Below are 15,126 nucleotides of genomic sequence, written 5' to 3'. Positions count from 1 at the left end.
CCGGCTAATGCGGTGAGATCAGAGAGTTAGCACGAAGGGGTTGTGGTGGGCCATAGGGACTTCGCCTCACTTGCCGAAGCTGGCGATTTCCCCCTATCACTCGATCCGTCTCCCGGGGGAGAGGGATGCCCAAACGTCTGCAGCTACCCCCCTTCTCCCCCGGGAGAAGGTGCCCGAAGGGCGGATGAGGGGGAAATCCCGATCTCAAAGATTATCCATGATTGAGCGGATTTTCCGGATGTACCGCCCAGTGCACGGCGTCCGCGATAACATCCATCACCGCCTCGGTTTCATTCAGGATCATGTGATTCCAGAAGCGAAGAACCGTGTATCCACGCCTTTCGAGAAACTCCGTACGCTCGCGGTCGGCCTCTTCCTGCTCACCGTGCTGACCACCGTCCGCCTCAATCACCAATCGCGCGGTGCGCGAGGCGAAATCGGCGATATAGGGGCCGATCGGAACCTGGCGCCTGAACTTCACCCCCATCATCCCGCCATTGCGCAATCGGGACCAGAGGCGCGCCTCGGCCGGCGTTTGCCGCTTTCGCATCGCACGAGCGAGGTGGAGATTCTTGTGTGTGGCCTGGCTCGCCAAAGCCGGTGTCTCCCCCCTCTCCCTCGATCCCTCTCCCATGGGAGAGGGAGGTTTGAGCGAGGCTCACCTTAAGTACTGGACCCGCACTCGTCCGTGACCGCGCTCACACCCCTTCTCCCCCGGGAGAAGGTGCCCGAAGGGCGGATGAGGGGGAAATCCCGGTGCTGGGGACTACCCCAACAGCTTTTTGCGAAGTATCTCGTTCACGGCTTGCGGGTTGGCCTTGCCTTGCATGGCTTTCATGACCTGGCCGACGAACCAGCCCATGGCTTTCGGCTTTTCCTTCACCGAGGCGGCCTGGTCGGGATTGTCGGCGATGAGCTGGTCGATGACGGCTTCGATGGCGCCGGTATCGGTGACCTGTTTGAGGCCCCGCTCCTCTACGATCCTGGCCGGGTCTCCGCCCTCATCCCAGAGGATTTCGAAGACGTCCTTGGCGATCTTGCCGGAAATCGTCTTGTCCTCGATCAGGGCGACGAGACCGCCGAGCTGCTCGGCCGAGACCGGGCATTCGGTGATGGTCATGCCTTCCTTGTTGAGGCGGCCATAGAGCTCGTTATTGACCCAGTTCGAGGCCAGCTTGGCATCGTGGCCCTCGGCCACAGCCTCGAAATAGGCAGCGCGTTCCTTGTCCGCGGCAAGAACCGAGGCGTCGTATTCGGACAGGCCCAGCTCGGTCACGAAGCGCTCGCGCTTGGCGTCCGGCAGTTCCGGCAGGCTGACGCGGATCTGGTCGACCCAGTCCTGCTGCAGTTCGAGCGGCAGAAGGTCGGGATCGGGGAAATAGCGGTAGTCGTGCGCCTCTTCCTTGGAGCGCATGGAGCGGGTCACGCCGGTATTGGCGTCGAAGAGACGCGTTTCCTGGTCGACCTTGCCGCCCTCCTCGATGATGTCGATCTGGCGCTTGGCCTCGTATTCTATGGCCTGGCGGATGAAGCGCAGCGAGTTGACGTTCTTGATCTCGCAGCGCGTGCCGAGATGTCCGAAATCGCCGGTCTCGCGGAATTTCTCGTAGGCGCCCGGCTTGCAGACCGAGACGTTCACGTCGGCGCGCAGCTGGCCCTTCTCCATGTCGCCGCCGCAGGTGCCGAGATAACGCAGGATGGTGCGCAGCTTGGACACATAGGCCGAAGCCTCTTCGGGCGAGCGGATGTGCGGACGCGAGACGATCTCCATCAGCGCCACGCCGGAGCGGTTGAGATCGACATAGGTCGAGCTCGGATCGAGATCGTGGATCGACTTGCCGGCATCCTGTTCCAGGTGCAGGCGCTCGATGCCCACGATGAAACGCGAGCCGTCGTCGCGTTCGCACTCGATCTCGCCTTCGCCCACGATCGGGAACTGGAACTGGGAAATCTGGTAGCCCTGCGGGAGGTCCGGATAGAAGTAGTTCTTGCGGTCGAAGCGGGACCAGAGATTGATCTGCGCGTTAAGCCCGAGGCCGGTCTTGACCGCCTGTTCGACGACACGGCTGTTGATCACCGGCAGCATGCCCGGCATGGCCGCATCGACCAGCGAGACCTGCGTATTGGGCGCTGCACCGAAGGCCGTCGCCGCACCGGAGAAGAGCTTGGCATTGGAGACCACCTGGGCGTGGATCTCCAGGCCCATGACAACTTCCCAATCGCCGGTGGCACCCGGCAGCCGATAGGTGTGATCGGTCATCTCTCAATCATCCTCGTCATCGTCGTCCCATTCGGGACGCTCGTCTTCCGGCGTCGCCATCGCGGCGGCCAGAACCCGGCCCGCCATGGTCACGGTCAGGCCGAAAAACACAAAACCGACGCCGGGCACCATCAGCCCGATCGTCCAGATCGCCTTCGGTTCCAGCGGGACGACCCCGCGGAACACGACCGCGCCCGCCAGCAGCAGCAGCGCGCCGACCAGAAAGGCCGGCCGCGCCAGCTTCACGGCAGGATGCGGAACCTTGTTCATTTCACCCGTCCCGACATGACCGACTTCCAGGCGAACATGCCGCCGATCGCCGTCAGACCAGCACCGAGCAGGACGGTCAGCACGACCCAGAGCGAGGGGAAACCGCCCTCGCCCATCACGCTGACGACGCTGTCCACGCCGCCGACCAGAAGGGTCAGACCGAAGGCCAGGCACGACAGGGCGATCACCAGACCGATGATCCGGTTCAGCCAGTCGTTTCCGCCGCCGGACGGGGTCGGCTGTTCGGGCGCGTCGCTCATCAGGACCACCAGTTCTCCGGCTTGGCGGTGAAGCCGGCGCTGTCTTCCAGCGCGGCGCCGACCTTGAACATGGTTTCCTCGTCCAGGGCGCGGGTGATGACCTGCAGCCCCAGCGGCAGGCCGTCCTTGTCCGTGCCTGCGGGAACCGACATGGCCGGCACGCCGGCGAGGTTCGCCGTCACGGTGAAGACGTCGTTGAGATACATCGCGATCGGATCGTCCGACTTGGAGCCCAGCGCGAAAGCGGCGGACGGGGCGGACGGCGTCAGGATGGCGTCGACGGTTTTGAAGGCTTCATCGAAGTCCTGGAGGATGCGCGTGCGCACCTTCTGGGCGCGCAGATAATAGGCGTCGTAATACCCGGCCGAGAGCACATAGGTGCCGATCATGATGCGGCGCTGGACCTCGTGGCCGAAGCCGGCCCCGCGCGTCTGCTCGTAGGTGTCGTTCAGGTCGACGCCGTCGACGCGATTGCCGTAGCGCATGCCGTCATAGCGGGCGAGGTTGGACGAGGCTTCCGCAGGGGCGACGATGTAATAGGCCGGCAGGGCGTATTTCGTGTGCGGCAGGGTGATATCCACGATCTCGCAGCCGGCGGCCTTGAGCCAGTCGATCCCCTTCTGCCAGGCCTCGTCGATCTCGGCGGGCATGCCGTCAACGCGGTATTCCTTCGGCACGCCGATCTTCAGGCCCTTCACCGACTGCCCGCAGGCAGCGACGAAGTCCGGAACGTCATTCGGCAGCGAGGTCGAATCCTTGGGATCATGGCCCGACATGGCCTGCAGCATGATCGCCGAGTCCTTCACCGTCTTGGCGAAGGGGCCGGGATGGTCGAGCGAGGAGGCGAAAGCCACCGTGCCCCAGCGCGATGTCCGGCCATAGGTCGCCTTGACGCCGACCGTACCGGTAAAGCTCGCCGGCTGGCGGATGGAGCCGCCCGTATCGGTCCCCGTCGCGCCGAAGCAGAGATCGGCCGCGACAGCCGCCGCGGAACCGCCGGAGGAGCCGCCCGGGGTCAGCATTTCGCCGTTCGGGCCTTTCCAGGGATTGTTCACCGGGCCGGTATTCGCCGTCTCGTTCGACGAGCCCATGGCGAATTCGTCCATCGAGGTCTTGCACAGGAAGACGCCACCGTTTTCCCAAAGCTTCGTCGTGACCGTCGACTCGTAGGTCGGCTTGAAGCCCTTGAGGATGTTCGAGGAGGCCGCCGTTTCGATGCCCTCGACCGCGAACAGATCCTTGATGGCGATCGGCGCGCCCTCGATCAGACCCGCTTCGCCCTTGGCGATGCGCTCGTCCGACTGACGCGCCATGGCCAGCGTCTTGTCGGCGTCGAAAGCGGTGAAGGCGTTCAGCCTGGGCTGGGCCGTCTCGCAGGCGGAGATCGCATCGGCCGCCAGTTCGACCGCCGAGACCTCTTTCGCCTTCAGCTTGGTGGTGATCTCGTCGAGGGAGAGTTTGAGAAGTTCGCTCATGACCCGCTACTCCACGGATTTCGGAACGACGAAGAAGCCCTCGTCGAATTTCGGCGCATTGGCCAGAACCTTGTCGCGGCAGTCGCCGTCGGTGACGACGTCCTCGCGCTGCGGCAGCGGGAATTTCACCGGCGTGGTCATCGCTTCGACGCCCTCGACATCCACTTCGTTGAGCTGTTCGATCCAGTTCAGGATCCCGTTCAGCTCACCGACCAGCGTGTCGATGCGATCCTTGGGTTCGGCAATGCGGGCGAGACGGGCGATGCGGCGCACGTCGTCAGCGGTCACGGACATGGGAAATCACTCCGGATAATCGAAGCCGCTTGAGTACCAATCCGATTTCGCAGGTGCAAGAAAGCTTGACGGCTGATCGTGCACGTCGCAAAGCGGCGGCATGCCCGTCGTGACCTTCGAAGACCTGCCTGACGGCCCGTTGATCGCCCTCGATCCGGGCACGAAGACCATTGGCGTGGCGGCCTGCGGTGCCTCGCGCGGGCTGACGACAGCGGTCGAAACCATCAAGCGAACCAAGTTCTCGCAGGACGCCGAACGCATCTTCGCCCTGCTCGACGAGCGCAAGGCAGTCGCGATCGTGATCGGCCTGCCGGTGAATATGGACGGCTCGGAAGGCCCGCGCGCCCAGTCGGCCCGTGCCATGGGGCGCAATCTTTTGCGTATACGCGATATACCCGTCCTCTATCAGGACGAGCGCTTGTCGACCTTCGAGGCCGAGGGCAAGCTGATCGAGGCGGGTATCCGCCGTGACCGCCGCAAGGACATGATCGACGCGGAAGCCGCGTCCAATATCCTGCAGAGCGTTCTGGACCGACTGGAGCAGATCAAGACTTGAGCCCGATCGTCACCGCCCTCGTCCCCGTCTTCGGCGTCATTTTCGTCGGCTGGCTGTTACGCCGGTCGCGTCTTCTGCCCGAGGACAGCTGGGGGCCGATCTCGCGGCTCGCCTATCTCGGTCTCTCCCCCGCCCTGCTCTTCAACTCGATCGCCTATGCGGACCTGTCCGAAGTGCGGCTGGGGAGCTTTCTCGTGGCGGGTGTGCTGGGCTTCCTGACCATGGCGGTGCTGACCCTCGCGATCAAACCGCTCCTGAAAGTCCCCAACCCCACCTATACCAGCCTCTTCCAGGCGACCTGCCGCTGGAACGGCCTGCTCGTGCTCGCCCTGGCCATCGCGCTATTCGGCGATGAAGGCGAAGTCCTGGTGGCCATTCTCATGGCCGTTTCCATCCCGCTGGTGAATATGGAGTGCGTGGCGGCGCTGACGGTCTGGGGCGACGGCAACAAGCCCAAGCTGAGCGGCGTGCTGCTGCGCATCGCGACCAATCCGCTGATCCTCGGCTCGGCGCTCGGGGGGCTGGTCAATATCGCCGACATTCCGATCCCGCGTATGGCCGAGGACACGATCGCCATGCTGGGCCGGGCCGCGCTGCCGCTGATCCTGCTCGCCGTCGGCGCCGGGCTCAATTTCACCGCCATGAAGGCACGGCCCCGCCTGCTGGGCCTTTCGGTCTTCATGAAGCTGATGATCGCGCCGCTGGTCTTCTACGGCGCCGGCCTCCTCATGGGTCTGGAAGGCGTACCGCTGACCGTGCTCCTGCTGACCGGTGCGTCCCCGGGTGCGGCCTCGGCCTATGTGCTGGCCCAGCAGATGGGCGGGGACGCGCCCTATTCGGCCGGCGATATCACCGCCTCGGCGCTGTTCTGCTTCATCACCATTCCCTTCTGGCTCGCCCTGCTGGGTTGAGGCTCAGCGTAGCCAGCCCGCCATGCGCAGTCTGATCAGCAGCGTCAGGGCGGTCACCTCGACGAGAATCTGCAGAATGCCGTCGACCGAGGCCTGGTAGTAGGGATTGCCGAGCAGGCTCATCCAGTCGGTGAAATGCAGGATGGCCGAAATGGCGAGGACCGGCACAGCCAGCTTGCGCCGCGCCATCATCAGGATCAGGGCTGTCAGCTTGAACGGTACGACGGCGAAGAAGATCACTTCCGCCGAAATCGGATAGCTCGCGACGAAGCCGTATATGTCCACCCATGCCCAGTCGCGCGGCCAGATGCCGAGGCGCGCGCTCACATCCATGACGAGCCACGCCGTCGCGTAGAGCGCATCCGGCGCGAACAGCAGGATGGCAAGGAGATGCCGGTGCTGATGCTTCATGGAAACAGCCCTCCAGGACCGCGAACCTCAATCTGTGCCGGAAGATAAAGCTTTCAATCGCCGAGGCAAAAACGCTCGCCCTCGTCGGCGAGGCCGAACCCCGCCGCAGCGACCTGTTCGCGCTCCGGCGCGTCGGGAAAGCGCACCGGGTTGGTATGATTGAAGTGGATGAAACGCACCTTGGCCTTTTCGGTGGCAGGCAGGTCGGCGAAGCGCTCCATCGAATGGGTCAGGAAGGGATGCGGAAAGCCGGACATGTCACGTCCGGGGATTTCCCCGTTGGCGAAGAAGGTCGCATCCAGATAGGCCACATCGACACGCTCGATGATATCCTCGATCCGGCGCGCCGTTCCGTCTTCCCACGCATCCCACTCTTCCCAACTGTCGATATCCGGCAGGAAGAGCGCGGCCCGGTCCGGCCCCTCGATGAGATAGCCCACGACCTCCGTGTATTCCTGACGGTGCGGCACTTCCAGGGCGGTGACGCGCAGCGCACCGGCATCGACGGGCGTATCGGCCCTGATATCCTCGAGATCGATATTCTCGTAGCGTACCAGCTGGTCCCACGGCCCGTTCGAGAACAGGAAGGCCGACATGGACGGCATGACGTAGACGGGGACATCCCGTGCGCCCATGCTTTCGAATCCGAGATACATCAGCCCGGTATAATGCCCGATATGGCCGTGGGTCAGGAAAATGCCGTCCAGCCCCGGACGCCCCGAAACCGGAAAGAACTCGTCGAGACGATGGAGCTGTTCGCGCAGGTCCGGCGTGGCGTCGAAGAGATAGCGCTCGCCCGCCTCGCGGTCGACCACCGCGATCGAGGTCGCCAGACGACGCAGGGACGGGTCCTCCCAGGCCGGGTCGGACCTGTTGCCCAGCTGCGGCGCACCGCCGTCCTGGGCGACACCCAGAACGATGAGCTCTACCTGGCAGACGGGCTCCCGGTCGGGCTGGGCAGCCGCGGCGGGGACCAGCATCGAGGCGAGAGACAGGGCGGAAGCGATCGCAGCGAGGCGTTTCATGACGCCAGCTGACTGAGTAGCGGGGAAAAGGTCAAGCGAAACCCGCGGCTGCACGCTGCGGATCGCGTCCCCCCTTGCCTCGCCCCCGGTGCACCCCTATACCGCCGCAAACCTTGTTCAGCGCATTGCGACCGGGAGACGGGATTGAGCCGCGCGGAATTTTCCTACGACTTCCCCCACCGCCACCTGATTTCGGTGGCCGACCTCAACCCCGTTGATATCCAGATTATTTTCGAGCGGGCCGCCCACTGGCTGGAGGCCAACCGGGCGCCCGGGGACCATGCCGACGCGCTGTCCGGGATGACGGTGCTCAACCTCTTCTTCGAAGCCTCGACCCGCACCCAGGGCAGTTTCGAAATGGCCGCCAAGCGCCTCGGCGCCGACGTTGTCAATTTCGCCATCGAGCATTCCTCGGCGAAGAAGGGCGAGAGCCTGTCGGATACGGCCCGCACGCTCGCGGCAATGCGCCCGGACATCATGGTGGTGCGCCACTCGGCAACCGGTGCCCCGGCCTATCTGGCCGAGCGGACCGGGCTCTCCGTCGTCAATGCCGGCGACGGCATGCACGAGCATCCGACCCAGGCCCTGCTCGACAGTTTCACGCTCAGCCAGCGTTGGGGCTCGGTCGGCGGCCGGCGCATCCTGATCGTCGGCGATATCCTGCACTCGCGCGTGGCCCGTTCGAATATCGGGCTTCTCAACATTCTCGGCGCGGAGATCCGCCTCTGCGCCCCGCCGACCCTTCTGCCCAGCGATGTGGACCAATGGGGCTGCGACGTCTTCCACGACCTCGACGACGCCCTGGCCGGCTGCGACGCTGTCATGGCGCTGCGCCAGCAGAAAGAGCGCATGTCTGGCGGTTTCGTGCCCTCGGGCCGCGAATTCTTCCACCTCTTCGGCCTGACCCATCAGCGCCTGGAGGTCTGCTCGCCGGACGTGCTGGTCATGCATCCGGGCCCGATGAATCGCGGCGTGGAGATCCATACGCGCCTGGCCGACGATCCGGAGATGAGCGTCATCCTCGACCAGGTCGAGAGCGGCGTTGCGGTGCGCATGGCCATTCTCGAACTGATTGCGGGCAATATCCGCAAGGGAGCGGCGTCATGACGGCCTCCATCGCCATTATCAATGCCCGCCTCGTCGATCCGGCTTCCGGCCATGACGGCCCTGGCGGTGTGCTGATCGAGAACGGCGTCATCGCGCAGGTCGGCACGGAAATCGATACCGCCGCCGCGGACGAGGTCATCGACGCCCAGGGCCGCATTCTCGCGCCGGCGCTGATCGATCTGCGCGCATCGAAGGAACCGGCCCTCACCCCGGACGGCGAAACGCTGGAGACCCTGGCCGCCTCGGCTGCCGCCGGCGGTATCGGCACGCTGATCCTGGCGCCGAACGATCGCGCACCGCTGGACAAGGCTGACGGTTTCGCCGGCATGACGCGCGGGCTGTCCCACCTGCCGGTACGGCTGCATTCCGCAGCGGCGGCCACGGTCGGCCTCAGCGGCAAGCAGATGGCCGAAATCGGCCTGATGGTACGCGGCGGCGCCGTCTATATCGGCAATGGCGACCGTCCGGTCGCCGATACCTGCATGATGCGCCGCCTGCTGGCCTATACCAGCCAGTTCGATACCTGGCTCTCCGTCCGGCCGGCGGATCCCGATCTCAGCGAAGGTGCGGTCGCCCTAGAGAGCGACTGGTCGGCGCGCATGGGCCTGCCGTCGGAACCGGCCATTTCCGAGCGGATCGCCATCGAACGCGATGCCTCGCTGGCCGAACTGTCGGGCGGCAAGCTGATGATCGACCGGCTCTCCACCGAAGCCGGCCTGACCGCCCTGCGCCATGCGCGCAGCCGCGATCTCGATATCTGCGCCACCATCGCCGTCGCGCACCTGACCCTCAATGAGGTCGATGCCGGCGGGCTGGACAGTGCCTTCCGCATGGATCCGCCTTTGCGCGCCGAGAGCGACCGGCGCGCCCTGGTCGACGCGGTGGCGCGCGGCGAGATCGATGCCGTGGTCTCCGATCACCGTCCGACCCCGTTCGACGACAAGGGCGAACCTTTCGCTCTCGCCATCCCCGGCACGATGAGCGTGGAAACCCTGCTCGCCGCCATGCTGGGCCTCGTCCATGACGGCCAGCTCGAGCTGATCGATGCGCTGCGCGTGCTGACCTGCGGTCCCGCCGACCTGCTCGGCCTGCCGCAGGGCCGCATCGCGGAAGGCGCACCGGGCGATCTCATCCTGATCGACGGGGACAGGCCCTGGGTCTGCGATCCGGACGACTTCCACTCCGCACGCGGCAATTCGGCCTGGGCCGGACGCCGGTTCCAGGGACGGGTCTTGCAAACCATCGTCGGCGGAGTCACGATACACAACCTAAAGGCGTAATTGCTCATGACACCGGTCTACCTCGCTCTCGCCGCGATCGGCGGCTATCTGATCGGCTCCATTCCCTTCGGTCTGGTGCTGACCCGGCTTGCCGGGCTGGGCGATATCCGTGAGGTCGGCTCTGGCAATATCGGCGCAACCAATGTCCTGCGCACCGGCCGCAAGGATCTGGCTGCGGCCACTCTCCTCCTCGATGCCGGCAAGGCGGGCATCGCCGCGGCGGTGTTCGGCCTCCTGCTCGGCACGACAGCAGGACTGGTTGCCGGCGCCGCAGCCCTTATCGGGCACTGCTTCCCGGTCTGGCTCAAATTCAAGGGCGGCAAGGGCGTAGCCACCTATGTCGGCACCATGCTCGCCGTCTACTGGCCGGTGGGCCTGGTCGTGATCGGGACCTGGCTGCTTACCGCTGCCATCTTTCGCATCTCTTCCCTTTCCGCGCTGGTGGCGGCGGTCGCCGCTCCGGTCGCCGCCTATGCGATGGGCCGCACGGATGTGGCCATTATGGCCGGCACCCTGACGATCCTCGTCTACTGGCTGCATCGCGCCAATATCGTGCGCCTGATCAAGGATGAAGAACCGCGTATTGGCGGCAAGAAGACCGCGGACGGCGCTACGGACGACGCCAGCTCCGGCGATAGCGGGGATACGTGACGCAAGGCGGGTCCAGCCATGCCGAACGCATCGCCTGGCTGCGGCTTGCCCGCACGCCCGGCATCGGCCCGGTCACGATTGCCCGCCTGATCCACCGCTACAGCTCCGCCGCAGACGCCCTGGATGCCCTGCCCGGACGCTGCCGCGCCGCTGGTCGCGCCCTGCCAGACATTCCCGCCGTTTCCGAGATCGAAGCCGAGCTGGAGCAGGTCGAGCGCGCCGGCGCCCGTCTGCTGACGCTCGCCGATCCGGACTACCCTGCGCCGCTCGCCGCCACCCCCGCACCTCCACCCGTCATCATACTGCGCGGACGAATGGAGCTTCTCGAACGGCCCATGTGCGCCATGGTCGGCGCCCGAAACGCCTCGGTCGCCGGACTGCGTTTCGCACGCGAACTCGCCAACGGGCTGTCACGGGACGGCGTCACCATCGTGTCCGGACTGGCGCGGGGCATCGACGGGTCGGCACATCAGGGGGCGCTGGATATCGGCACGGTCGCCGTCGTCGCCGGCGGGATCGATCACATCTATCCGCCCGAGCATGCGGACCTCCAGCGGGCTATAGCAGAAGACGGGGTCATCCTTTCCGAGCGCCCGCTCGGCACCATACCCACAGCCCGCGACTTTCCTCGCCGGAACCGGCTGATTTCCGGCCTCTCGCGGGGCACTCTTGTGGTCGAGGCGGCGATGCGTTCCGGGTCTCTGATCACGGCACGCTACGCCGCCGAACAGGGACGTGAGGTCATGGCCGTGCCCGGCTCGCCCATCGACCCGCGCGCCAAGGGTTCCAACCAGCTCCTGAGGGACGGCGCTCATCTCATCGAAAGCGTCGAGGATGTGCTCGACGTACTGGCGAATACCGCAGCGATTACCCCGTCAGCGCCCGGCGCCATGTTCGAGCATCACGCCACCGAACTGGACACGCCCGACGCCGATTTGTTCGCTCGGGACGACATTCCGGCAGATCCCGCGCCGGCCGAAACGGAGGGCCGGATCGACCGGCCCGCCTCACCGTCCGGCAAGCTGCTGGACCTCCTGTCCAGCGTTCCGGTATCAGCAGATGAACTTGCCCGTCAGGCGGGCATGCCGGTCGGTCAGGTTCACGCTCTGCTGACGGAAATGGAAATATCCGGAGATATCGACCGCCTCCCCGGCGGCCTGATTCAGCGCGGTGCCCCCTGAGGGTCGAGTACCCCGTCCAAACAGCGTCGAAAGGGGTCAGTCCCCGGTCTTCTTCCCGGGCACAGGCTGCCGCTTGACCTGCTGCTCCGGGCGGTCACCCTCCATTTCGGTAACCAGGGCCGAAAGCTCGATCATGCCGGAAGCCGTTTCCAGGCCGGCCCGGAAAGCTGTTTCACTCATTTCGCGCAGCCTGTCGGCAATGACATGCGCTGCAGGACGCCCTGAATCCGGGTCCGGCACGGGCCGACCGGACAGGTCCGTTCCCGGTGCGTCCATCTTGCTGCGTCGTCTCAACCAGTTCATTCGCGCCTCCCATGGAAACGCAAATACAACCTTGACGGGCATATAACAACTTTTAATTGGAGCCGGACCGCGACCGGATGTGTTCGAGCAGGCGATCGCGGGCCGCCTGGACTTGCCGCGCGAGGGCGGCAGAGCCCGTTCCGGTGTCGGGATGGACCTTCTTCATCAGCGTGCGGTGGGCCTGCATGACCGCCGTCTCGTCCGCATCCTCGCCGACGCCAAGAATTTCCCGCGCTTCAGACAGGCTCATCCCGCCATCTCCGGACGGCGGACGCTGCCCCGCCTGCCCGGTGCCGGTCCGCTCGCCACGCGCCCGGTTTCGCGTGAGCTGGCCGAGCGTGCCCAGCCCGAACAGACCGATCGGAATGCCCAGCGCCATGGCACCGCGCAGGCTGAGAATCACGCCGGCCAGCACAGCGCCGCCGCCGAGCAGGACGCGAACCATGCGCGCGGCATTCTCGGTCTTCTGTCTGGAAAACCACATCCCCGCAGCGAGAAAGGCGATCAACGCCAGAAGGCCGAGAGTGAGCGCCGTCATCTCAGAACGGGATGCTCTCGCCCTCGAGGCCGGGCAGTTTGAGCAGCGAGATCAGCTCGCGCAATTCCTGGCGCGCAGCCACATGGCTCATCGTGAAGGTCACGGTCGACCCGTCCTCGGTCAGGTCGAGCAGGGTCACGCCCAGCGGGAAAAGTTCGCGGTATATGACCCGTTCGGCAAAGCCCGGCGCAAGCCGGAAGCCGATGCGTTGCGAGAGCATTTTCAGCCCCTCGCCTACGCGCCGCTTGTTGCGCGCATCGAGCATGGATATCCGGTTGCGCATGACGATCCAGTCGATCGAGCGGCGCTGCAGGGCGGCTTTCCGCTTGCGGCAATCCCAGACCATTTCGCTGTAAACGCTCGGCCGGCCGACCTGGTAGGTCTCCGGATCGATCTCGGCCAGCAGGTCGAAATCGACGAAACTGTCGTTTACCGGAGTAATGATGCTGTCGGCGCTGGCATGGGCGAGACGGGAATACAGCGTATCGGCACCCGGCGCGTCGATGATGATGAAATCGGATCGCGTCTTGAGATCGTCCAGCGCAGCATTGAAGCGCTCGGTCTCTTCCTGCTCGACCAGATCGAGATCCCGCAGGACGCTCGGCTCGAGCCGGACTTCCTCCGGCTGCGGCAGGGTGATGCCGTGGCGTTCGCAGTATTCGCGGCGATTGGACAGATAGCGCCCGAAGGTGCGCTGGCGCAGATCGAGATCGATCGCCGCCACGCGCTTGTTCATCCGCAGCAGCGCCACTGCGAGGTGCATGGCGACCGTGGACTTGCCGGCACCGCCCTTCTCATTTCCGACGACGATCACATGCGCCTGCGCAGCACCGGCGCGCTCGCGCCCGGCGGCTGCTCGTGTCGGCAAACGAAAACCGGTGTGATTCGTCATAACGCACCCAAGCTAGACATCAGCCGGAACCGGCGAAACGCCCGCCCGCAGGGCGGCATGTCATTCACCGGTGTCCGTGGCCATATCCGCCATGCGCCGCCCGGTAAAGTCAACGGGCTGGCAGAAGGCGCCACGGGCGCGGATCTCGCCACAGGCGGACAGCGCCGCATCCGGCGTGTCGAAAGGACCGGCCTTGAGCCGCAGATAGTGCCCCTGCCCCGGGATATCGACGCCTTCCAGGCGCGCTTCCAGGCCCGCGAGCGAGGGATACTCCCCCTGCAGCTCCGCCCATCCGCGCCGGGCGGTGTCCTCGCCCCGATAGGAGGCGAGGTGGATAGCGTGCTGCAGGCTCGTGGCCTCGAGCATATCCGCCGGCGGCGGTGCGAGGGTACCGGCGCTCGCCGTCTGGTCTCTCGGAGTCGCCGGGACGGGTCCGGCAGATGCGGCTTCACCGTGCATCTCGGCCTCCGCACCCACCAGCGCAGCGGCGAGCGTGCGCAGTTCGGGATAGACGGTTTCGAGACGGTCGGGGTCGAAACGGGCCAGATGGGAGAGCTCGCGCGCCGTCGCATCGGCCAGCTGGGCCGCCCGGGTCGGTGCAACCTCCGCCGAGGCCTGGGGCGCGGACGTGTCGGAAGCCCCGCCGGTCAGGGTCGCACACCCTGCGAGCAGGACGGGCGTGAGGAAAACGATCAGATGTTTCATGACACTGTCTTTAGTACGAGTCGCGTCGCTTGCCTCCCTCTTCGCTTATGATTATCCCGAACGACTTCTTCAGTCCGGAACACCCATGCTCAACACACAGATTCCCCACGCGACGACCGCCTCCGCCCTGCGCACCCGTATCCGGACCTGGCGCGAGGATCGCCAGACCGTCGGCTTCGTTCCGACCATGGGCGCCCTGCACGCCGGCCATATCTCGCTGGTGCGTCTGGCCCGCGCGCACTGCGACAAGGTCGTGGCGAGCATTTTCGTCAATCCCAAGCAGTTCGCGCCGGGCGAGGATCTCGATGCCTATCCACGCACGCTGATGGATGATGTGGAGAAGCTGGCCGAGGCTAAGTGCGACCTGATCTATCTGCCGACCGATGCCGTGATGTATCCGGACGGTTTCGCCACCACGGTCAAGCTCGGCGGGCCGGCGCTCGAGCTGGAATCGGCGGCCCGCCCGCACTTTTTCGACGGGGTGGCGACGGTCGTCGCCAAGCTCTTCAACCAGGTCCGGCCGGACATGGCCTTCTTCGGCGAGAAGGACTACCAGCAACTCCTGGTGATCCGGCAGCTGGTCCGCGATCTGGACTTTGCGATCGATATCGTCGGTGGCGAGACGGTCCGCGAGGCGGACGGGCTCGCCATGTCGTCGCGCAATGCCTATCTCGATGCCGGCCAGCGCCAGCGTGCCGCCGAACTCAACCGAATTCTCAAGGCCTTGGTCACGGCGCTGGAAGGCGGCGCGCCCGTCGCGAAGGCGCTGGAGAACGCCCGCGCGTCGGCGCACGCGGCTTTCGACGGCGTCGACTATATCGAGGTGCGCGATGCGGAGACGCTCGCCGCGCTGACCGACGGTCCGCTCGACCGGGCAGCGCGCGTGCTCGGCGCCGTCCGCCTGGGCTCGACGCGCCTGATCGACAATATGGCCGCGAAAGCCGGCGGTTGAATCGGGCCTTCTTCATGCCGTGTTTCGGGCTAAGCTGAGCCTGTCACCCAATCGC

The 15,126-nt window shown here is 65.5% G+C and carries 19 protein-coding genes; 7 read left to right on the top strand and 12 right to left on the bottom strand.

Going from position 1 to position 15,126, the window contains the following annotated elements; genetic code table 11:
• Nucleotides 1–211 precede the first annotated feature (211 nt).
• The 6 genes from AC13HB_RS03175 to gatC all read right to left on the bottom strand — a co-directional run bounded on the left by AC13HB_RS03175 (nt 212) and on the right by gatC (nt 4,559).
• On the bottom strand, nt 212–595 hold the full coding sequence (locus AC13HB_RS03175; RefSeq protein ID WP_482948271.1) for an endonuclease domain-containing protein: 384 nt from the start codon (nt 593–595) through the stop codon (nt 212–214).
• 171 nt (nt 596–766) lie between these two features.
• Nucleotides 767–2,260: an Asp-tRNA(Asn)/Glu-tRNA(Gln) amidotransferase subunit GatB gene (gene gatB, locus AC13HB_RS03170; RefSeq protein WP_482948270.1), complete on the bottom strand. Its 1,494-nt coding sequence runs from the start codon at nt 2,258–2,260 to the stop codon at nt 767–769.
• 3 nt (nt 2,261–2,263) lie between these two features.
• Nucleotides 2,264–2,530, bottom strand: coding sequence for a hypothetical protein (locus tag AC13HB_RS03165; protein WP_482948269.1), 267 nt, complete (start codon nt 2,528–2,530; stop codon nt 2,264–2,266).
• On the bottom strand, nt 2,527–2,790 hold the full coding sequence (locus AC13HB_RS03160; RefSeq protein ID WP_482948268.1) for a hypothetical protein: 264 nt from the start codon (nt 2,788–2,790) through the stop codon (nt 2,527–2,529). The genes AC13HB_RS03165 and AC13HB_RS03160 overlap by 4 nt, the downstream gene beginning before the upstream one ends.
• Entirely contained in the window at nt 2,790–4,265 is a 1,476-nt protein-coding gene (gene gatA / locus AC13HB_RS03155) for an Asp-tRNA(Asn)/Glu-tRNA(Gln) amidotransferase subunit GatA (protein ID WP_482948267.1), read from the bottom strand. Before gatA ends, AC13HB_RS03160 begins: the two co-directional genes overlap by 1 nt.
• Before the next feature lie 6 nt (nt 4,266–4,271).
• Entirely contained in the window at nt 4,272–4,559 is a 288-nt protein-coding gene (gene gatC, locus AC13HB_RS03150; protein WP_482948266.1) for an Asp-tRNA(Asn)/Glu-tRNA(Gln) amidotransferase subunit GatC, read from the bottom strand.
• Between the two features lie 100 nt (nt 4,560–4,659).
• On the opposite strand from gatC, the gene ruvX reads away from it, so the two are divergent.
• Nucleotides 4,660–5,115, top strand: coding sequence for a Holliday junction resolvase RuvX (gene ruvX, locus AC13HB_RS03145; protein WP_482948265.1), 456 nt, complete (start codon nt 4,660–4,662; stop codon nt 5,113–5,115).
• Nucleotides 5,112–6,026: an AEC family transporter gene (locus AC13HB_RS03140; RefSeq protein ID WP_482948264.1), complete on the top strand. Its 915-nt coding sequence runs from the start codon at nt 5,112–5,114 to the stop codon at nt 6,024–6,026. Before ruvX ends, AC13HB_RS03140 begins: the two co-directional genes overlap by 4 nt.
• Before the next feature lie 3 nt (nt 6,027–6,029).
• Here the strand turns inward: AC13HB_RS03140 and AC13HB_RS03135 are convergent, their stop codons facing one another.
• The gene (locus AC13HB_RS03135) at nt 6,030–6,437 is read right to left on the bottom strand and encodes a hypothetical protein (protein ID WP_482948263.1); all 408 of its coding nucleotides are present in this window, start codon (nt 6,435–6,437) and stop codon (nt 6,030–6,032) included.
• A 53-nt stretch (nt 6,438–6,490) separates the two neighbouring features.
• The gene (locus tag AC13HB_RS03130) at nt 6,491–7,462 is read right to left on the bottom strand and encodes an MBL fold metallo-hydrolase (RefSeq protein WP_482948262.1); all 972 of its coding nucleotides are present in this window, start codon (nt 7,460–7,462) and stop codon (nt 6,491–6,493) included.
• A 144-nt stretch (nt 7,463–7,606) separates the two neighbouring features.
• Here AC13HB_RS03130 and AC13HB_RS03125 point away from each other — a divergent pair, with 144 nt between their 5' ends.
• Genes AC13HB_RS03125 through dprA form a run of 4 tightly spaced genes read left to right on the top strand, consistent with a single transcriptional unit; the run spans nt 7,607 to nt 11,681 of the window.
• Nucleotides 7,607–8,569, top strand: coding sequence for an aspartate carbamoyltransferase catalytic subunit (locus tag AC13HB_RS03125; RefSeq protein WP_482948261.1), 963 nt, complete (start codon nt 7,607–7,609; stop codon nt 8,567–8,569).
• Nucleotides 8,566–9,849 carry a dihydroorotase gene (locus tag AC13HB_RS03120; protein WP_482948260.1) on the top strand — a complete coding sequence of 428 codons (1,284 nt, stop codon included), beginning with the start codon at nt 8,566–8,568 and terminating at the stop codon, nt 9,847–9,849. The genes AC13HB_RS03125 and AC13HB_RS03120 overlap by 4 nt, the downstream gene beginning before the upstream one ends.
• Nucleotides 9,850–9,855: 6 nt before the next feature.
• A complete protein-coding gene (gene plsY, locus AC13HB_RS03115; protein ID WP_482948259.1) occupies nt 9,856–10,500 on the top strand; it encodes a glycerol-3-phosphate 1-O-acyltransferase PlsY in 645 nt (214 codons plus the stop codon).
• On the top strand, nt 10,497–11,681 hold the full coding sequence (gene dprA, locus AC13HB_RS03110; protein WP_482948258.1) for a DNA-processing protein DprA: 1,185 nt from the start codon (nt 10,497–10,499) through the stop codon (nt 11,679–11,681). The genes plsY and dprA overlap by 4 nt, the downstream gene beginning before the upstream one ends.
• A gap of 36 nt (nt 11,682–11,717) precedes the next feature.
• Here the strand turns inward: dprA and AC13HB_RS03105 are convergent, their stop codons facing one another.
• The 4 genes from AC13HB_RS03105 to AC13HB_RS03090 are packed head-to-tail and all read right to left on the bottom strand — an operon-like array spanning nt 11,718 to nt 14,119.
• Nucleotides 11,718–11,984 (bottom strand): hypothetical protein, encoded by a 267-nt coding sequence (locus AC13HB_RS03105; protein ID WP_482948257.1) that lies wholly within the window; start codon nt 11,982–11,984, stop codon nt 11,718–11,720.
• A 52-nt stretch (nt 11,985–12,036) separates the two neighbouring features.
• Nucleotides 12,037–12,522, bottom strand: coding sequence for a J domain-containing protein (locus tag AC13HB_RS03100; RefSeq protein ID WP_482948256.1), 486 nt, complete (start codon nt 12,520–12,522; stop codon nt 12,037–12,039).
• 1 nt (nt 12,523) lies between these two features.
• Nucleotides 12,524–13,414: a division plane positioning ATPase MipZ gene (locus tag AC13HB_RS03095; RefSeq protein ID WP_482948255.1), complete on the bottom strand. Its 891-nt coding sequence runs from the start codon at nt 13,412–13,414 to the stop codon at nt 12,524–12,526.
• A 60-nt stretch (nt 13,415–13,474) separates the two neighbouring features.
• Nucleotides 13,475–14,119, bottom strand: a complete 645-nt coding sequence (locus AC13HB_RS03090) for an SPOR domain-containing protein (protein WP_482948254.1) — start codon at nt 14,117–14,119, stop codon at nt 13,475–13,477.
• Between the two features lie 85 nt (nt 14,120–14,204).
• Between AC13HB_RS03090 and panC the strand changes: the two genes are divergently transcribed.
• Nucleotides 14,205–15,071: a pantoate--beta-alanine ligase gene (gene panC / locus AC13HB_RS03085; protein WP_482948253.1), complete on the top strand. Its 867-nt coding sequence runs from the start codon at nt 14,205–14,207 to the stop codon at nt 15,069–15,071.
• Nucleotides 15,072–15,126 lie beyond the last annotated feature (55 nt).

The sequence above is a fragment of the Maricaulis sp. B-26 genome, assembly GCF_056857855.1.
The sequence above is the reverse complement of the archived record's forward strand: the minus strand, read 5'-3'. Positions and strand labels throughout refer to the sequence as shown.